The 18,700-nt window shown below is 41.2% G+C and carries 16 protein-coding genes; 4 read left to right on the top strand and 12 right to left on the bottom strand.

The window, feature by feature from the left end; all coding sequences use genetic code 11:
* Positions 1–145: 145 nt before the first annotated feature.
* The 5 genes from LCM11_RS16375 to LCM11_RS16355 all read right to left on the bottom strand — a co-directional run bounded on the left by LCM11_RS16375 (position 146) and on the right by LCM11_RS16355 (position 7,062).
* On the bottom strand, positions 146–1,117 hold the full coding sequence (locus LCM11_RS16375) for a S8 family peptidase (RefSeq protein WP_224895361.1): 972 nt from the start codon (positions 1,115–1,117) through the stop codon (positions 146–148).
* 160 nt (positions 1,118–1,277) lie between these two features.
* On the bottom strand, positions 1,278–2,369 hold the full coding sequence (locus LCM11_RS16370; RefSeq protein ID WP_224895359.1) for a glycosyl hydrolase family 8: 1,092 nt from the start codon (positions 2,367–2,369) through the stop codon (positions 1,278–1,280).
* A 30-nt stretch (positions 2,370–2,399) separates the two neighbouring features.
* A complete protein-coding gene (locus tag LCM11_RS16365) occupies positions 2,400–3,677 on the bottom strand; it encodes a glycosyltransferase (RefSeq protein WP_224895358.1) in 1,278 nt (425 codons plus the stop codon).
* Positions 3,670–5,406: a DUF2334 domain-containing protein gene (locus tag LCM11_RS16360; RefSeq protein WP_224895357.1), complete on the bottom strand. Its 1,737-nt coding sequence runs from the start codon at positions 5,404–5,406 to the stop codon at positions 3,670–3,672. The genes LCM11_RS16365 and LCM11_RS16360 overlap by 8 nt, the downstream gene beginning before the upstream one ends.
* A 78-nt stretch (positions 5,407–5,484) precedes the next feature.
* Entirely contained in the window at positions 5,485–7,062 is a 1,578-nt protein-coding gene (locus tag LCM11_RS16355; RefSeq protein ID WP_224895356.1) for a DUF2334 domain-containing protein, read from the bottom strand.
* Positions 7,063–7,722: 660 nt separating this feature from the next.
* On the opposite strand from LCM11_RS16355, the gene LCM11_RS16350 reads away from it, so the two are divergent.
* From LCM11_RS16350 to LCM11_RS16335, 4 genes are all read left to right on the top strand, one after another.
* Positions 7,723–8,910 (top strand): hypothetical protein, encoded by a 1,188-nt coding sequence (locus tag LCM11_RS16350; RefSeq protein ID WP_224895355.1) that lies wholly within the window; start codon positions 7,723–7,725, stop codon positions 8,908–8,910.
* A 23-nt stretch (positions 8,911–8,933) separates the two neighbouring features.
* Positions 8,934–9,506, top strand: coding sequence for a signal peptidase I SipW (sipW, locus tag LCM11_RS16345; protein ID WP_224895354.1), 573 nt, complete (start codon positions 8,934–8,936; stop codon positions 9,504–9,506).
* 68 nt (positions 9,507–9,574) lie between these two features.
* Positions 9,575–10,201: a TasA family protein gene (locus LCM11_RS16340; protein WP_224895353.1), complete on the top strand. Its 627-nt coding sequence runs from the start codon at positions 9,575–9,577 to the stop codon at positions 10,199–10,201.
* 63 nt (positions 10,202–10,264) lie between these two features.
* Positions 10,265–10,897, top strand: a complete 633-nt coding sequence (locus LCM11_RS16335) for a TasA family protein (RefSeq protein ID WP_224895352.1) — start codon at positions 10,265–10,267, stop codon at positions 10,895–10,897.
* Between the two features lie 572 nt (positions 10,898–11,469).
* Here the strand turns inward: LCM11_RS16335 and LCM11_RS16330 are convergent.
* From LCM11_RS16330 to LCM11_RS16300, 7 genes are all read right to left on the bottom strand, one after another.
* The gene (locus tag LCM11_RS16330; RefSeq protein ID WP_224895351.1) at positions 11,470–12,948 is read right to left on the bottom strand and encodes a murein hydrolase activator EnvC family protein; all 1,479 of its coding nucleotides are present in this window, start codon (positions 12,946–12,948) and stop codon (positions 11,470–11,472) included.
* A 37-nt stretch (positions 12,949–12,985) separates the two neighbouring features.
* A complete protein-coding gene (gene ftsX, locus LCM11_RS16325; protein ID WP_224895350.1) occupies positions 12,986–13,879 on the bottom strand; it encodes a permease-like cell division protein FtsX in 894 nt (297 codons plus the stop codon).
* Between the two features lie 407 nt (positions 13,880–14,286).
* A complete protein-coding gene (locus LCM11_RS16320) occupies positions 14,287–14,568 on the bottom strand; it encodes a hypothetical protein (protein WP_224895349.1) in 282 nt (93 codons plus the stop codon).
* 57 nt (positions 14,569–14,625) lie between these two features.
* Positions 14,626–15,336: an aspartate/glutamate racemase family protein gene (locus tag LCM11_RS16315; protein WP_224895347.1), complete on the bottom strand. Its 711-nt coding sequence runs from the start codon at positions 15,334–15,336 to the stop codon at positions 14,626–14,628.
* A 41-nt stretch (positions 15,337–15,377) separates the two neighbouring features.
* On the bottom strand, positions 15,378–16,925 hold the full coding sequence (locus LCM11_RS16310; protein WP_224895346.1) for a Mur ligase family protein: 1,548 nt from the start codon (positions 16,923–16,925) through the stop codon (positions 15,378–15,380).
* A gap of 100 nt (positions 16,926–17,025) precedes the next feature.
* Positions 17,026–18,213 carry a carboxylate--amine ligase gene (locus tag LCM11_RS16305; RefSeq protein ID WP_224895345.1) on the bottom strand — a complete coding sequence of 396 codons (1,188 nt, stop codon included), beginning with the start codon at positions 18,211–18,213 and terminating at the stop codon, positions 17,026–17,028.
* Between the two features lie 275 nt (positions 18,214–18,488).
* Positions 18,489–18,650 carry a hypothetical protein gene (locus tag LCM11_RS16300; RefSeq protein WP_224895344.1) on the bottom strand — a complete coding sequence of 54 codons (162 nt, stop codon included), beginning with the start codon at positions 18,648–18,650 and terminating at the stop codon, positions 18,489–18,491.
* Between the last annotated feature and the right edge of the window lie 50 nt (positions 18,651–18,700).

Below are 18,700 nucleotides of genomic sequence, written 5' to 3'. Positions count from 1 at the left end.
ACAAAAACACGGACTTAGTTTTTTGTTTATTTTCAAAAACATGGACTGGGTGAGGGCCCAGGGAAATAAAAAGGAAAACCTAAAAAAATACCTGTCAGGAAAATTAATTCCAGACAGGTATTTCTATAAAAAGAAAGAAGATGTTTTATTTTATAGCCGTAGTGTAGGTAGAGAAAAGTTCTTCTAATTTATCTGTAAGAGAGAGCATTAATAAGCCATTCCCTTCGGCTGATTTAGAGTAACCGAGAGGGAGAGTGCGTTTAATTAACTGCGAGAATATTTCCGGTTCTGACATGGATCTTTGGAATTGAGCTTCTACAAGAGGAATAATGAGGGCTAAACCACCAGACACATGAGGTGTAGCCATGGAAGTGCCTGAGAGACGGGCGTATTTTCCTTCAATATAGGTAGAGAGAACGTTAACTCCAGGGGCTACCAGATCAATTTCATCATTAGTGTTGGTAAAGTCAGTGATTTCCCTTTGAGTATCAATCGCTCCGACTTGAATCACTTCATTATAGCAGCCGGGATAAGCGTATTCATAAGTATTCTCTCTTCCATCGCCCTCATTCCCAGCAGCACATACGACAGAAATACCCTGATTTACCGCTTTTTTGACAACCTGATGCATTTCTTCGGCATCTTCTGGTCCACCAAGAGACATAGAAATAACTCTCACACGTTCTCCCTGGGGACCTTTCCAGTTAATGGCATAATCTATCGCATTAATAATCCAATCGTACTGCCCGCTCCCCTCTCCGGAGAGGACTTTAAGAATTAATAAATTCGCCTGCGGAGCCACACCTATGACACCAAGTTCATTATCTATGGCTGCAATCGTTCCGGCTACATGAGTACCGTGGCCGTTATTATCGTCATAGTTCGTTTCATCGCCTTCATAGTCATCAGTAAAGTTATAGCCTCCAAGAATACGGTTCTCAAGATCTGGATGGTCCTTTTGACATCCTGTATCGATTACAGCTACGACGCTCCCTTTTCCCTGACTCGTTCTGTCCCACAAACTTTGTGCCTCGATCATCTTCACGCCAGTTGGAAACTCTTGCGCTTCCTGCAGGATCTGTTCGGTACGGTATGGAATTAACTTGATCTTATTCATTTAACTTCCTCCCCTATTTTGAGTCATGCAAGAGCAAATTGAAGAATGCTAACTCATGATGATAGGTAAAGCTTTCCATTATTATATCATTTTTTGTAAGTATCTGAATATACTGACATATAATAAAATAGCTGGACAAGAATGAAAAAGCAGGAGTCTGTTAGGACAGCCACCCTGCTTTCTTTAGCAATTCTTCAGCTAATAATGGGACAAGATTATCAAAGATATGGGTATCTCCATTACTCACCGCATATCCACCTTTATATTTGAACATGGTTTCTCTAAAATCGGTCATTCTATGGTAAGCCTGTAGAGCTAATTTCTTATCATCTAATTCCATTGCGTATAGGATAAGAAAACCATACAAAGCTGGAGATTCGTATTCGACAGTGGGGGCTTTGGTTTCAAGAGAGTATCGTCCGTAAAGTTTTCCTTTTGTGGTCATTTCTTCGGTAACGAAATTTGTAAATTCAGAAGAAGCGCTTCCCCATTTTGCCTGATTTAGAGCCACCAGTATTTGATCAATCATATTGACTTCATTGTTGTAAGATACCTTATTTGAGTCAGCATGGATGGACTTTGGATAGAATCCATTCTTCAGTTCAGCTTCTGTAAGCAGGGAAGTCATCTGCTTATAGGTACTGGGGGGAATAAGCTGATGATCTTTGAGCAGTTTTAAGGCTTCTACATCAATATAGGAGTACGTTAGAACATTGGAGGTCTGACGGTGCCGACGGTCATAAAAGTCCGTCCATATATTCTCTGTTCCAAAATAGTCCTTCATATATTCCCCTATTCGTATCGCTGTTTCCCCATACTTTTTTTCATTCCACTGCTCTTCAGCCTTAAATAATGCTTCCGTAATTCGAAGGTTATCCACCAGAGCGTCTGTATCCACTTCTGCTTCACCACTTTCAGTGAGCTTCCAAAATATAAATCCATCATCGGTTAAAAAGTAGGTTTCTAATACGTGGTAAGCTTCTTTGAAGATGGAATGGTCTCCCTTTTCAACAGCGTACAACATCCATAACCCCAGTGATTCTGATAAAGCTTCTCTCCCTCTCACTTCATCAGAATCAAGATGTTCGGCGTTCTTTATATAAGTTGCCAGCGTCCCATTTTTATTTGTCATAAATGTTTTAATAAAGCTTTCGGTATGTTTAGAAACGGCTTCTGCCCCCCATAATTTTGTGAAAAAGGCGATATTGATAACGACAATAATCAACAAGGATATCATGATGGTTTTTTTCACTCTCCTACCTCACCTTTTTCCGATATTAGGCTATGCAGAGCGGTTCTCGCTTGTTTCTTTTTCTTTAAAGCGCTGAGTCTTATACCAGGTAACTTCCTGTTTTAATAATACTCGTTTGGCTTCTAAATAAGTAGCATAAACTACAAGGAGCAGCCACAGCTGAGAATAAGTGAAGTACATAAACAGAATGATCCCCGCGTTTTTCAGAGTTAATTGATCTTTTTCAAAACTAAGCGCGAGAGCAACCTCCGTCACAAATAATAAGAAACCAAGAACCAGCAGCACATAAGATACAGCCCCCATAGAGAGGTTCAAGTCAAAAAATAGATTTAGTACAAAGATGCTGTGAGAGATCATCACTCCACCAAAAAATAAAAGGTAAGTAAACAGAAAGTAGATGAGGTCGAGACCCACTTTTTTATTGTCCATATTCTTAAAGTTCAAAAGGTACTTAAAAATAACATATTCATTGCCCCTGGCCCAGCGGGTCCGCTGCTTCCACCATACCTTAATCATTTCAGGTTCCTGCTCCCACGTAACGGCTGAAGGAAAAAAACGGATGTGGTATCCCAGATTGTAAACTCGGAAGCTTAACTCGGTATCTTCTGAAAGAGCTTTTTCATCCCATCCGCCAAGCTTCTCAAGGATAGAGCGGCGAATTGCAAAATTCGTCCCGGGAATCGTTGAAAGTTTGAACCAGAACCATCTTCCCGCCTGAGCCAGCCACTGAAAGGTGATCGTTTCAATATTAATCAGCCGGGTTAACAGATTTTTGCTGCCATTGGTCACACGGAACTTCCCTACAACTGCTCCCGCTTTCGGATCATTCATAAGCCCGGAGGCAAGCTGTGTCACAGCATCAGGCTCAGGTGTGTTATCGGCATCATAGACAACGATGAATTCGCCAGTAGAATGTTTCAAACCTGTATTCAAGGCTCCAGACTTCCCTTTGCCGCCAAGGGGAGGTTTCGTATGAATGACTTTGATATAGGGATATATATTCGCATAGCCTTCTACAATATTCCCCGTGTCATCGCTGGAATTATCATTAATCACGATTACTTGAAGTTTATCCTTCGGGTAATTCAGGCGTACCATGCTATTCAACGTATTCTCAATCACCATTTCCTCATTGTGCGCTGGAATGAGAATGCTGACCGCAGGGTACTCCTTCATCTGACTAAGATACTTCTCAGCCGTTTTCCGGTATGACTGGGCGTGCAAGTATCCCCCCTGCATTAAAAACATATGGTAAAACAACATGACCCAAATTAAGAACAAGGATAGGTACAATAGAAAATCAGCCAACATGATCCCTCCGTTCTATTTTTGAAAACCGTCTGCGGGAAATGATCGTCGAGCTGAAGAAAAAGAGAACGCCTAAGGATCCGGTTCCGACCAGTCCCCATGAAATCTTCTCGAGCGTCTGATGAATAAAGTAACTCAGCGAAGTTTTCGAATCCGTCACTAAGCTGAATTGACTTCTATCAACCTCCACTTTCCCAGCCGCTGCCTGAATATTCACTTTATCGGACGTAACACTGTGATCTCCCTCTTTCAAGTTAATCCAATCTACGTCAGGGAGGGTTTCAAGTCGACTAAGTAACTCTTTAAATCTCTCCACTCCCAGATACGGGTGGTAGAATAGCGAGAGCATTCCATCTCTTACGATCATCTGCTGTTCAGCACGCTCCATAATGGCATCCACAGCATCAGGAGCATCCGGCTCGACGTAACCTAATGTCTCTGGGAGAAGTGTCATTCCATGTAAAAAGGATGGCTTCGTAATATAAGGGGCACTCGACATAATCTCCCAATTCTCATCACTCAGCTGCAGCTGCCCTACGTAAGTAGAAAAGTACTCAGATGTTGTTTGATACCCATTCTGCGACATTGTATAATGAGGCGCTTCAAAGGCTAGCGGGTGAAGGCCAAAGCTTGTTAATTCATTAATTCCGCTCGTAAGTTTACCGGATACATAAGACTGCTCAAATTCAATTAATTCCTTCCTGTAACTTTCATATTCTCCCTGATTATTAAAATCCTTACGCTTCTTCAAAGGAGTGTCGTCTTCCGCATCTATATAAACCGGTGTATTGTTTTTTACATCCCAGAACTCGAAGCCTTCTCCTGTTTCAGAGTCACGGTACTGATGGGTATAGCCATGCAAAACCACAGAACCGCCATTAGCCTGCATATACTTTAAAGCTTCCAATACTTCTGGATAGTCAGATAAATGAACACGCTCCCCGTTCTCAGGATTAATATAAACAGGGATGACCGCAATCATATAAGGAATTTCCTTTTCCTTCAGCACTTCAGCAATCCCTCGAAGGTTACCTGGATCCACAAGGGGATGCACATCCTCAAGACGTATATAGCCCTGGTGGAGAGAGTCATGATCTGACTGGAACACTTCATGAAGTGTCTCTCCCAGAAACGTTGAAAAAGGGGAATCAATCATGGGCGTTCCTACGTAATAAGCTTTTTCAAAATGACTGACGATCGGAAAAGTACGCTTTCCAGATTCTACTTCTACAATCGTCTCGGCTTCCTCACCGAGTTTCACATTAAATACAGTGTGTATGGACGTCTTCACTTTTTTTTCCGGGTTAGCTTTCATGTTCAATTTCGTATAAGCTTCTTCTTTCATAGGAACAGCGAATGATAAACGATTTCCCAACTGATTCAGATTGTGTCCCTGCGCTACAAGGGTTCCCTCATAGTCCTCTAAAGCCTGTTGAAACCCCTTCGGTAAATCTTCCTTCTCCGTCCCCTGGTAAAATACATGAGAGTATGTTTCTAAATCATGTTCTTCAATTTCGTCCGGCTGTTTAAAGTCAATATCTGTTGTGAAGTGGCTAATAAGCATATCCAGGATCCGCTGCTGCTCATTTATCTCCTTCTGATCAGAAGGGAAAACAATCAGTACTTTCGGATCACTGTCTTTATCTGCCATAACTGGATGGGTTGTTAGAATGAAAACAACGGCGATTAAGACTGTCATTAAAATCGTTACAGGATAATGTTTTTTCATTCCATTTCCTCCTAAAGATTCTTACTTTCTAACAAGCTTACGTTCTATATAAAGAACGGTGAGTTAAAAAAATAGACTCTATTCATTTTCTTTTTTGATTTTTAGAGACAGAGCGTAAGACAGCAGGATGACCAGGATGGTGATGCACCCACCAATTATGATAGGATTCCATAGTAAGTTTAAGGATAGGAAAGAATTTTGTTTAACCTTTCCGTTCAATAGTAAATCTTCTTTATCCCGAGATTTTTCATTATCAGCTACTCCTTGAGTAAGAGAAGCGTCTGCCTTAAGATCTACCCATTCCACATTAGGATAAGTCATTATCTCTTCGACCACTTCCTCTAACCCTTCTGGACCGAGGTAAGGGTGGTAGAAAGCACTCAATACGCTGTCTCTTAAAATCATTAAATTGTCTGCCCTTTCAGCCATACGTTCTATAGAATGAACCTCCCCTTCCTGTACGTATCGAAGAGTCTCTGGAATCAATTCCATCCCTTTAAGATACGTTGGGGAGGTAAGATACGGAGCCTCCATCATGACTTTCCAGTTATCATCTGTGAGCTGTAACTGACCCAGGTATTTCGCGAAGTGGTTGGCTGCTGCTCCATATCCATCTTGAGATATGGTGTAATGGGGAGTTTCCAAAGCAAGAGGCGTCAACCCCATCTTTATCAGTTCTTTTTTTCCTTTCTCAATCCGTGTTTCCAGCTCGGAACGTTCCATTTCACTAAATTCAAACCCATCCCCGGTTTTTCCAGTACCTGATTGATCGGTATAGCCATGAAGAATGATGGATGCTCCTTGGTCCTCAATATCATGAAGGATGTTTAGAAGGTCAGGTGCATCGGTTAAGTGGTACTCTTCTCCGGTCTCGGGGTTTTTGTAAACTGGCGTCACGGCTACCATAAATGGAATATCTTTTTCTATTAACACATCCGCACACTGACGAAGCATTTCAGGATCCAGTCTGGGATTCACATCCTCCAATCGGATAACAGCCGGGTGACTCTCTTTATGCTCCTTTTCGAATACTTGATGCAGAACTTCTCCCATTAGGATGGCATCCTCCAGTGAAATTTCACTGTCTGCATAATAATAATTGGAATGGCTCTTCACTAGCAGCGGATGTTTATCCGCTGAGATGAGCGTTTGTGCATTAGATTCCATATCGATGTTAAATATTTGATGAGGTTCTGATAGAGTGATCGTTTCCTCAGTCTTCCTTAACGTTAAATTCTCGATAATTGCATGACCGTTCTTTTTAACGAAACTATAGCTATGCGGAAACTGATTTTCGTTATTTCCCAGGATCATCTTTACGCCAGAGAAATCATCAATCAGACGGGCTGTTTTTTCAGACAGTACGGTTTGCTCTTCCCCAAAATAGAAAAGATGCGTGATGTCCTGGAGATCTTCACTGGCTAAATCTTCGGCAGATGTAAAACGTACCTCCTTCGTAAAATGACTAATTAATAGATCCAGTTTTCTCTGCTGCTCCGTCAGCTCGTTGTTCTCCGTCGAATGCACGACTAGTACATCAGGATGCTGGCCGGATGTCTCCTTAGATAAAGCAGGCGAAGGAAAGAATAAGAATTGAACCAAAATGAAGATACCCATTCCCAGAAGTGCTGTCATTATTGAACGACGAGTACTCAAAGTACCTCCCCCTTTCTTGAATTACATCATGCGGGAATAATTGCTTAGCGGTTGTTCTTTATAAAGCACAATACATGATTTTATCACGAAATACAAGGGTTATTTTGTAAAATAAGCAAGATTTTTTCGTAATAAAGAACATGATGATGGCCGTTTTCTGATCCATTGCTTAATTTTAAGTCTTCGATATAGACTTTCTATCCTATGTATTTTCCTTTTTGTTGGAATATTCTAAATTATTAATTTATTTAGAACCACTATACCTCGTCGAAATTTGGTACTTTATAACGTTTTCGTTCTATATAAGAAATAATTTAAGAAATACTTTTTAAAAAAGTAAGTATTTCGTAGCATAACGAGGGATATGATGGTTAATTTGTTCTTAATTACGAAAAATGGTCAATTTTGGGAGTTTCCAATTTATAACCAGCCGATATATACTCACGTTAGTTAATTCGTAATAAAGAACGAGTCAACACTAAAAAGAACAAGGGTTGAAAGGGGTGTATTCCTCTGGGAAAAAGGCCGAAAAAGAAAAATGGTCAAAAGAATGAACAGATAAAGCTGGCAAAGTCTATTACTTCAGGATTAGCTGTATCGTCTCTGTTAATTAGCGGACTTTCACAAGTTACCGGCCATACATACGGATCGTTTAATGATTTGGAAACCGTAAGTACTGAAGTAGCCACGTGTGAAGTTTTCCCTGTAACCATTGAAGGAAAGTTTGAGGAATTGATCAAGTCACTCGACCGTTTATCGGAACTCATCCACTCTGTTTCTTCTTATAAAGAACACTCAATTGATTTGGAAGAACCAACTAAGCCAGATGAACTTACATCTGATGCGCTAGAACAGTATATCAAAAAAAGTGATGATCAAATAAAAGAGTATGAAAAAGAAATGGATGCGCTTGAGAAAACACGCAGCCAGTATGAAAAGAAACAGTCCAAAGTGTTAAAGGAAATTAATAAGATCAACGAGCTCGCCCGGCAGATTCTCGAATTCAAATCCTACGACCCAGAATGTACATTGATCGATAGTAAAAATATGAAGAGCGAAGTAAACGATATCTTTGAAAAAACACCTGAGTTTCCTGACAAGATTCAGCAATCCTTGTTAGCCATGCTTGATTCATTTTCCTCCAAAGAAAAAGGTTCGCCTTCAGCAGATCCATTAGATCTGCCTAAAGAAATGGAAGCATACTTCGAAGAGTTTTCGGATTCCTTTGATAAAGCGGAGAAGGAAATGAAGGGCGAAATTGAAGAACTAGAAAAAGCTCAAAAAGAACAGAGCATGCTTACTGAAGAGCGACTGGAAGAACAAAAGGCTAAAGAAGCTGAAAAACTGAAGAAAGAGAAAGAAGCTGAAGAAGCTGAAAAGCTGAAGGAAGAAGAGGCAGCTGAGAAAGAGAAGTTGGAGAAAGAAAAAGCTGAGAAGCAAACGGAAGAAAAGAGCAAGGATAAGGAAGAATCATCTGAAAAAGCCAAGCCCAAAGAGACAGCAAATAAGGAAAAGGATGATGAAAAAGAAAGCGATCAGGAAAAGCCAGAATCTAAAGATAAGGCGTCTGAAGACCAACCATCTAAAGAAGATAAATCAACCAAATCGTCTGATTCAAGCAAGGAAAATAAACCAGAAAAAGAAAAAACAGAGAAGTCTGACTCTACAACTAATGAGTCAGAAGCTCAAGAAAAATCCTCGCAACGTCAGGATAAGCAGTCCGATGAAGCTAAGAAATCAGCCAAGAAAGATAATCCTGAAGAAAAAGATGAAAGCTCTGACAAGAAAGAAACCGAAAAATCCACTGATGATCATAAATCTGAACCTTCAGCCAAGGAAAATTCATAACCCTATGAGGAGGGCCTATTCAAATGAATGGAAAAAAAGTACTCGGGCTGCTTAGCAGTCTAGTCAATGTAGTGTTGTTCACGCTGCTTGCCTGTATGATCTTTCTCGTAATTTCGTCGAAAGCTTCTGGAGGGGAGCCTAATATTTTAGGCTACCAATTAAAAACTGTTCTTTCCGGCTCCATGGAACCTACCTTTCAAACCGGTTCTGTGATTGCTATAGATCCCGCTATTGATAAAGAATCTATGACAAAAGGTGACATCATTACCTTTGTAAAAGAAGACGACACCCTAGTCACTCACCGCATCATGGAAGTTCAAGGTACGGGTGAGAACGCAAGCTACGTCACAAAAGGTGACAACAACGAAAACGCAGATGGTGAATCAGTCATGGCCTCCAATGTGGTAGGAGAATATTCAGGCTTCACGGTTCCTTACCTTGGTTATGCTATGACGTTTGCCAACTCTCAGAAAGGCGCTGTCCTTCTGATGATTGTTCCTGGTGTATTACTCGTTTTGTACTCTGCTTTCTCCATATGGCGATCCATAGCGGCTCTTGATCGCAAGGAAGAATCGAGTGAAGCCAAAGCACAATAGTTTGTACCTCCTTATGTACATACATAAGGGTTCAAAAAATAAAAAAAGATTTAAGAGGAGGAAGAAAAATGGGTATTAAGAAGAAGTTGGGTATGGGTGTTATGACTGGTGCGCTTGGACTATCGTTGATTGGTGGAGGTACATTTGCAGCGTTTAACGATGTGGAAGGTGCGCAGGGTACTTATTCTGCTGGGGAACTTGATTTGAGTTTAGGCCACTTGAACAAATCCTTGGGTGTAGATGGTATGGTGCCTGGAGATACTATCTCACGTTCCTTTGAAATTATGAACAGTGGTAATGTGGATATCGCAGAAGTCTTGTTTGATGTAGATGCAACTTTTAATGCTGGAAGTGCAGAAAATGGAGGTAATGACTCCGCTGAAGCTTTTTATGGACAGTTTAAGATTACTATGTTTGATTCTGATGGACGTAATATTTTAGCGGAGGAATTTGGTGGTAGTGCGACGATGGCTGAATTAATAGCTGCTGACTCTTTCGATATTGCTTCGGGTGATGGCTTTAATAAGAAAGAAGGAGAAAACCGGGATTCTGATACTATAACAATTAATGTAGAATTCGTGGAAGATGGAGAGAAAGATGCTGAAGGTGAATACCTTCAAAACCAATATCAAGGAAATTCAGCTACACTTGATTTCAACTTTGAAGCAACTCAAGAAGCCCCTTCAGCAAAATAATATAACTTCAAAAGGGTGGGGTAAAACCCACTCTTTTTCTATCTTACAAATGAGGTGAAAGCTATGAATTTAAAGAAGAAACTAGCGGCAGGCGTCTTAATAGGGGCTTTAGGATTAACTATGATCGGCGGCGGAACCTGGGCCTCCTTTAACGATGTAGAAGCAGCTTCCGGCCAGTACGGTGCAGGAGTCTTGGATTTATCCGTAAATCCTCAAATCCTATTTGACATTGATGGTTTAGTTCCAGGAGATCACATGCTTCGAGATTTTAAGATTATTAACAACGGTACTGTCGATATTGAAAAAGTACTGATGCACACAGATTATACGGTTACTGATGATAATGGAAACGTCGCAGACAAAGATCTAGGTTCGCAATTTAAAGTGCGTTTGCTAACCAGCGATTTACAGCCGATCATCACTCCTTTCAACAGTCTCACCTTAGCTGAGTTGAAACAGTTATCCGAGAATGGGAACTCCCCAGATATTACTACATACTTAGAGAAAGTTTGGATCTTTCCACTCAAACCAAACCTCCCTGTTAATGATAATGACCATATCGTTATGGAAGTAAAATTTATCAATGATAATGAAAAGGATGCGGATGGCGTATACGTACAGAATGAATATCAGGGACTCAACCTTAATCTGGAGTTCAACCTAGAAGCTACTCAGCATGCGGGCGAAGCCCAATAATTAATCTAGCATACTGGCTGAGCAGATAAAATGAGGCAGCCGCCTTGTAGATGGTAAACTATTAAAGTTTCCAATGATGACTAGCTTGGAATATAAACTATGCCATACATCCTGTTCCTGCTTAAAATGATTCAGTAAGTAAATATATCCATTTATTCTGTTGTACTTTCAACTTAATAGGGTAAGCAAGTATTAGGTAGATGACTTACGCCAAGCATAACTGACTTATGATAACTATTTATATGTCATATTTTCATCGGTTAACAGGGAGGGAAACTATGTACAAAAAACAATGCCCACGCTGTCACCGCCCCTCTTACAGCAGCAGCGAGGGCACCTGGATGTGCCCCATATGCCATGAAGATTTAACGTCATTCTCTGCTCTTCCTATTCACAACAAAAAATCAAAATCGGAAGTTGTTAGCATATATGATCAGACCATGAACGGAACTCCACTCCGGGAAATATAAGAAAAGCAGCCTTGTGGTCGTACTTTCAAACCCACACAGTCGAATAGTCACAAAAAAGGATTGCACCCGACGTGCAATCCTTTTTTACTAGTATTATAGAATTTATGGCAGGAAACGGCGCGGGTCCACTGAATTAGACCGGCTTGGGTTCCACGAACCGATATGAATCTCAAAGTGCAGATGCTGTCCGGTTGAGTTCCCGGTACTTCCCATATTACCCAGGAAATCGCCTTGTGATACAGACTCTCCTGCAGAAACAGCTGGAGTGGACCTCAGGTGGGCATATACAGTCGTGTACGTCTTTCCGCCGATACGATGCGTAATAAATACATTATTGCCGTAACTGGATGAATAACCGGCACGTATGACCGTTCCATCAGCTGAAGCCCTTATCGGAACCGTTCCGCTCTTAGCAAGATCAATACCGGAATGTAAACGCTCTTCGTTATCAATCGGGTGATATCTCATACCATATTCGGAGGTTGTTCCGGCGGAAGCAGGCCAGGCGAAGTTGGAACTGCTGCCTGAAGAACCTGAAGAGCTGGAGGTTGCCTTTTTATCTTCTTCAGCTTCCTCTTCTGCTTTCTGCTCTTCTTCTTCGGCTTTTCGTTCAGCTTCAGCTGCTTCTTCCGCTGCTTTTTCATCAGCTCGATCCTGGGCAGCTTTTCTGGCGGCTTCCTCAGCTTCTTTTCTTGCCTTTTCAGCTGCTGCTTTTCTAGCTGCCTCTTTACGTGCTTTTTCTTCCGCTGCTTTTTGTTCAGCTTCTTCGGCTGCCCTCTCGGCTCGTTCGATTTCTTTCTTAATTGCTTCTTCCTGTGCAGCTAATGTTTGGTTTTCTTCTTCTAAATCCATCACATGATTATGAAGTTCTTCTTCTTCCAGTTCAAGTGAATTCATCAGTTCATTTTTATCTTCCTTCTGGCTGTCCAGGTCACTCTTTAATGATTCCAGTTCAGAGAGTTTTTCTTCAAGAGAGGTTAATTCCTCTTCCACCTCTGCCTTTTTACTCTCCACAGCTTCTTTATCAGCTTTATGCTGTTCAAGTATTTCCCTGTCCTGTTCGGCAATGGTATTTAAGCTCATGATTCTTTCGAGGAAGTTACCGAAGCTTTCTGCTCCCATAAGTACGTCTAAGTAATCGATGGCTCCTCCATTCTGGTACATGGACTTCACACGATCTTTGAGAAGCTCGTCCCTTTCAGCGATTCGTTTTTCCAGTTCAGCAATATCTTCTTTCAGCTGTTCAATATTCTCTCTGGTTTTCTCTATTTCTTCTTCTTTTTTATCTATTTTGTCAGTCGTCTCCATCATTTGTTTGTCCAGGCGCTCAATTTCTTCGTTCAATTTTTCCTGGTCTTCTTTCAATTCATCAATCTTTTCCTGTTTTTCCTGTTTCTCAGATTCATTGTCTGATTGGCTGTTTTTGTTTTCTTCTAACTGATCCTCATTTTCTTCTACTTGCTCTTTACTCTTTTCGATTTGGTCTTCATACGATTCTGCGAAAACTGGACTTGTTCCGGATGATAAGCCGGCAAGTACAAGCGTGGCGATCAGGAGTGCAACTGTAAACTTAAACTTCAATCCCTCTTCCTCCCCAAAACACATGTGTATTTTTATATTAAACTTTCAGATATTTTCTAATAGACGTAAAGCTTCCCCATAGTCCGATAATGATCCCCATTAAAATGAGCAGGATGGATACTTTCCATACAAACGGGTACACAGGGAGTAATTCAACAAATAGTGTCGGATATCGAGTCGTAACTTCCTGGAACAGGTATCTATACCCAAAGACTACGACAGCAATTGGAATAGCTGCTCCTAACATACCAATTAAGATGCCCTCTACTAAGAATGGCCAGCGGATAAACCAGTTGGTTGCTCCTACCATTTTCATAATGCTGATTTCTTTTCTGCGTGCCACAATGGTAATACGAATCGTATTCGCAATGAGGAACATAGCGGTGAACAATAGACCGGCAATTATGGCAAGGCCAATATTACGAGCTAAATCCATTACATTAAAAAGCCGTTGAACGGTTTCTTTGGCATACTCCACCTTTTCAACGTTTTCGAATGACTTAATAGATTGAGCCACTTGAATGGTATCTTCAGGATTTTTGGTTTTGACGATGTACACATCATTTAACGGATTCTCATCTTTAAGGGATTCAAATACTTCTCCCTCTTCTCCCAGACTGTCAATTAACTTCTCCAGTCCTTCTTCCTTAGATTGAAAGGTAACGGTGTCCACTTCGGGGATGTCTTGCAATTTATCTTTCAGTTCATTTTGACCCGGCTCTTCGAGTGTTAAGTCCATAAAGACACGGACTTCTACGTTTTCTTCGATTTGAGAGCCTATATGGTTTAAATTAAGGAGTAATGCAGCGAAGACTCCTACCAGCAGCAGCGTAACCGTTACAGCTGATATAGAAGCTAAGGACATCCAGCGGTTTCTCGTAATGTTCTTTACGCCCTCTTTACCATGTCGTCCAAATGTCTTAAGTTTCATCTTTGATGCCACCTCTTACTTCCGAATTGCCGATTTTTCTCTCTTTTATTAAATCGGATGGCTTTCAGAACACCGAAAGATAAAGGATTGAGATGATGCTTATCCAACAATTTATATCACTTCCTGCTTTCCACTCATGATGTAAATCTTCGATGTCTGAAATATGTAGTCTTACATTTCCGGCTTCTTTTACCTTTCTAATTATAACAAACAAGTTCGATAAAAAAAGACAATTTATTATTACATTTGTGTTTCATGCTTTTACATAAACGTGACAAAACCAGGGTGTTTATGGTCAGTTAACCAATATTTTGTCGAATGACACATGTATATACATAAAGCGTTCAGACCACAAAAAAAGACAACTCCTTTTGGAATTGTCTCTCGTAACTGTATGAAATTCAGCCTTAACTTTTTAATTGCTTTAATACTTCAAGTTCACGTTTCAAGCGCGTATTTTCATTTCGAATGGCTTCCACGTTTTCTGTTTGGCCTTCCACCGGCAAAAGGTTGATTTCATACCAGGCTTTACTCTGCACATCGTTCCCTTCACTCGTTCGTTTGATGAGAGCTGTCGGGTACATCATTTTTACTGCATCGATCTCTTTCTGAGTCAGCCTAAGCTCTCTAAAATAAACACCTTCACTAAAGGATTCTGACAAAAACTTATTAAAATCATCAGCTGCCATGTGCCTCGCTCCTTTATATATGGGTCTTTAAAAACGAGTTCTCCACCTTTTACCGGCTTAGGATTGTTGATATACGGATTCTTTTACAACGACATTAGCTACCACTTCCATCGGATCGACGAGAGGTACAGGTAGGTGATAAGGTTTCAGTACCAGACCAATCTCTGTACATCCGGATATGATTAATTGTGCGCCGTTATCCAGCAGTTCCTGAGAAGCTTCTTTTAATAGCTCAAGCGGCTCTCCATCCGTATTCCCACTCTTGATTCCATTTTCACCATAAATGGACTTCATGACCTTTTCATTTTGGGTCATGGGCGTCGGATATACAATATCCAGATGATCGAGATACTTCTCAAAAAGACCGGTTTCTAATGTACCCGTCGTAGCTAAAATGCCGATTTTAGATATATCCGGATAGAAATTGCGGATGAAATTTTTCAACTCTAAAAAAGCATTCAGTAATGGATATGAAACCTCTTTTTGTACGTCTTCTATGAAATAGTGGGCGGTCATACACGGAATACAGGCAACCTCCACGTCCAGCTTTTCTAAGTTTTTTGCGGCGTGGATCATTTCGGGCAGCGGATTTTCGCCTCTTCCGGAAATAGCTTCTGTGCGGTCAGGGATCTTTGCATTGCTGTCGATAATGACGCGGAAATGTTCCTGATCCTTTCTGGCACTGGTTGCCCGGATGATTTTGAGATAGCATTCGGCCGTAGCCTCAGGCCCCATACCTCCGAGTATACCGATTAGTTTATCGTTCATGAAATGCCTCCTTGCGTAAGACCCGAACCTTCCTATGATGACTACATGATTCCTGCCACTCTGTTTTTCAGCGGCTTGAATAGTTCTTCTTCATCCATTTCTGGTCTCGCTTTGTTTAATTGCTCAAGTGCGATTTTTGCTCCTGGGTCCATACCTTGGCATCCCGCTAAGAGTACAACATCGTCTGTTCCTACTTCTGATAAAGCGTGGCGGACAGCGTCATCCAATTCTTTATATAAGTGTACCTGGATACCTGCATCTTTCATCATTTCCTGGAAAACCCGCAGCTCCTCATCAGTGACCTGGTCTTTATCGGTAACATGAGACTCACTGAGGGTCGCAATGACCTCTTTAATGCCGAGCTTTGGAGCCCATTCCACAATCGCTTTTGCATTCTCACGGTTAACCGTTACCCCCCGGCTTCCGCGGATCGCATAGACGAGCTTTAATTGATTATACTCCATCTGCTGCAATGTACTTAAAGTCACATTAATATTGCCGTAATTCGCAAAATGGTCATCTAAAATTTTAAAATCATCTTCAAATACCATTTCAAAGCGGCGCTCCACCCCTCCAAAGGACTTCAGTCCCTTTTGAATCGTTGGAACCGGCACCTCACTCAATAATCCAGCTGCAATAGCCACCATGGAATTATACACAGAGTGGTAACCAGGAGTGGATAGTTCAATATCAAATTCCTGAGGCTCAATTGGTGCCTCTCCTACATATATCGGCTTTCTGATTTCAACTGTAAATTTCGCGCGGCCGGTGGACAGGTCAAGGTTCTTACAGATCAGATCGCCATCTCCTGTTTCCACGCTGAAAGTAAGCAACTGCGCTTTCGTTTCATCCACCAGAGAAGCTGAATAAGGATCATCCAGGTTAAGGATGGCCCATTTATCTGCACCCGCTTCCCTGATCAGACTCGCTTTAGCGTTAAAGTACTCCTCAAAGGAACCGTGCAGATCGATATGCTCGCGGCTGATATTATTCAGCGTGACAATATCAAAATCCACGCTCCCTACCCTTTTTAAATCAAGGGCAGAAGAAGACACTTCCATCGTTACGTGAGAGACGTCCTGCTCCCGCATTTGGGCAAAGTAGTGATGAAGGTCGAGCGATTCCGGCGTCGTCAGTTTCGTCGGCTCGGAGTAATCACCGAATTTAACAACCACTGTGCCTATAAGACCCGTCTTAACTCCGTGCTCTTCGAGGATCGCATCGGTCATAAATGATGTAGAGGTTTTTCCATTGGTCGCGGTGATGCCGATCGTCTTCATCGATTGGGATGGATGATGATAGAAAGCGTCGCTCAGCGCGGCAAGGGCCTGACGACTGTCCGCTACGCGAAACTGCGGGATATCATCCCATCCTTCTTGATAATCTTCAACTACAATGGCTGCCGCTCCATTAGATATAGCTTCTAATATATACGCATGCCCATCCGTTTTAAACCCTTTAATACATACAAAAATATCTCCTTGTTTCACTTTTCTGGAGTTATAAGCCAGTCCATGAATATCCAGCTCTTGTTCGTTCCAAGCATCTAAAACTTGAATGGATTTCAGCAATTCATATAGTTTAGCCATTCTAATCTACCTTCCCTGCAATGTTTTAACCTTATCCGATTATTGCGATCCTTATTTTGTATATGGGTGAACTTTTTTGTTATTTTACAACCTTACTGAATCAGCTTGTTTTCCGTACTTTTCCAGCCACTAGACCTGCCATTTTCTTTCCGAATGCAAAAGCCGGTTTTGGATCTTTTGCGTCCCAAATCGCGTGGGCTTTTGGACGGAAATAAGAGGCCAGTACCTTTGGAATGGAAAGTTGTCCGGTTTTAACGTATTCACGTACGGCCAGTAAATCCTCGTAAGCATACCAGAAGACCAGATTCATGTCTTTCTCTACAGCTTTTGGCTCGATCGGGTTCCCCATAAGCTCCCTGTACGTAATATAAGGAATATTGATTCCCGTTTTGTATAACAGGCTGTTTAAATTCGTAATTCGGACGTTAATTTCAATTAAATAGAATTGTCCGGTTTGTTCATCTTTTTTAAATTCAATTTCTGCAAATCCTTTATACTGGATGCCTTCAAGAAACTTCTTCCCAAGGTCATACAGTTCCGGGACATATTTCTGCTGGGTATAAACCGAGGCCCCGTAGTTCACAGGGAATTGACGAAGTTTCTGGCATGTGACCCAGTGTGTAACCTCTGAATTTTGATTCAAGTAGGCGTCGAAAGTGTACATATGATCATCGAAGCCCGGAATAATCCGCTGTACAATCACTTCAATATTTTCTTCTTTAGCCATATTGACTTTCTCAAGAAGCTCTTCTTCTGTAAAGACTTTGAACAGCTTCCTTCTGAACTTGGAAACAAAAGCAGGAGAATCCACCGGTTTAACGAGACACGGAAATTGAATCTTTTCCTCTACTTTCTGTAAAAAGTTCTCTTCATCAATATGAACCGTTTCAGGAACCGCTACGCCGTGCTCGGAAGCAAGTGTATGCAACGTGCCTTTGTCCATTATTTTAGTATATAGCCCTTGTTCTTTCTGGGGAATAAGGAAATGTTCCCGTAATTCCATTAAATGCTCGTCTACAAACTCTACGTACGGATCAGCTGTAGGAATAAGCACAGGCGTATTGCTCTGCTGTTTGGAGTAATCAATCAAAAAGGAAAGAAGTCCTTCCGGATCGTTTTTATAATGAGGAGCAATTAACGCTTCAGAGACGTACTTGGACTCAAGTCCATAAGCCCCTTCCCACGAATAATCAACAGCCGCTACGTGCACATCGTGAATGCCTAAGCAGCGGATTGTACTCAATCCTATATAATAATTCGCACCTAACACAACCGCTTTATTATCCATGAATAATCCCCTTTTTTCAAACGTGACATAACATTTATTTCATTAAACTCATACATAGTTGAGTAAACCTATTCGCCGAATATCTAAACATATCTATTCTACCATATTATTCAGGCTAACAAAACGAGCAGCCCCTGAGTATGGAATAAGGATGCTGGAAATATATGTATGACCTGGTCCGGTAATATTTGGTAATATTTGTAAAAGGCTTCACCACTTCTCTCTCATGTAAAAAGCGGCCTTTCCCGTTAGGGAGGCCGCTTGGACGTAAGCATTTATTTATAGGAATGACTGAAATCAATTTCCGACGGGACTTCTTCAGTTTGAGCTGGCTCTTTTTGGATCTTCTTAAAGCGGTTCGCCACTTTATCCACGGCATATAATACTAGAAACGTTAGAAGGACAGTAAGGGACAGCATATAAAGAGATGTAAGCATAAGCTAATATCCCCTTTCAAGTAGTATTTATCAGGATTTATCATCAAATC

This window comes from Halobacillus halophilus (assembly GCF_020171985.1).
Lineage (GTDB): Bacteria > Bacillota > Bacilli > Bacillales > Halobacillaceae > Halobacillus > Halobacillus halophilus_A.
Note: the sequence above shows the minus strand (reverse complement) of the source record. Positions and strands in the feature narration are given on the sequence as shown.

Excerpts from the sequence above, each read along its gene's own strand:
- LCM11_RS16375 (WP_224895361.1), bottom strand. The coding sequence starts at position 1,117 with ATGAATAAGATCAAGTTAATTCCATACCGTACCGAACAGATCCTGCAG.
- LCM11_RS16360 (WP_224895357.1), bottom strand. The coding sequence starts at position 5,406 with ATGAAAAAACATTATCCTGTAACGATTTTAATGACAGTCTTAATCGCC.
- sipW (WP_224895354.1), top strand. The coding sequence starts at position 8,934 with ATGAATGGAAAAAAAGTACTCGGGCTGCTTAGCAGTCTAGTCAATGTA.
- LCM11_RS16340 (WP_224895353.1), top strand. The coding sequence starts at position 9,575 with ATGGGTATTAAGAAGAAGTTGGGTATGGGTGTTATGACTGGTGCGCTT.
- LCM11_RS16335 (WP_224895352.1), top strand. The coding sequence starts at position 10,265 with ATGAATTTAAAGAAGAAACTAGCGGCAGGCGTCTTAATAGGGGCTTTA.
- ftsX (WP_224895350.1), bottom strand. The coding sequence starts at position 13,879 with ATGAAACTTAAGACATTTGGACGACATGGTAAAGAGGGCGTAAAGAAC.
- LCM11_RS16320 (WP_224895349.1), bottom strand. The coding sequence starts at position 14,568 with ATGGCAGCTGATGATTTTAATAAGTTTTTGTCAGAATCCTTTAGTGAA.
- LCM11_RS16315 (WP_224895347.1), bottom strand. The coding sequence starts at position 15,336 with ATGAACGATAAACTAATCGGTATACTCGGAGGTATGGGGCCTGAGGCT.
- LCM11_RS16310 (WP_224895346.1), bottom strand. The coding sequence starts at position 16,925 with ATGGCTAAACTATATGAATTGCTGAAATCCATTCAAGTTTTAGATGCT.
- LCM11_RS16305 (WP_224895345.1), bottom strand. The coding sequence starts at position 18,213 with ATGGATAATAAAGCGGTTGTGTTAGGTGCGAATTATTATATAGGATTG.
- LCM11_RS16300 (WP_224895344.1), bottom strand. The coding sequence starts at position 18,650 with ATGCTTACATCTCTTTATATGCTGTCCCTTACTGTCCTTCTAACGTTT.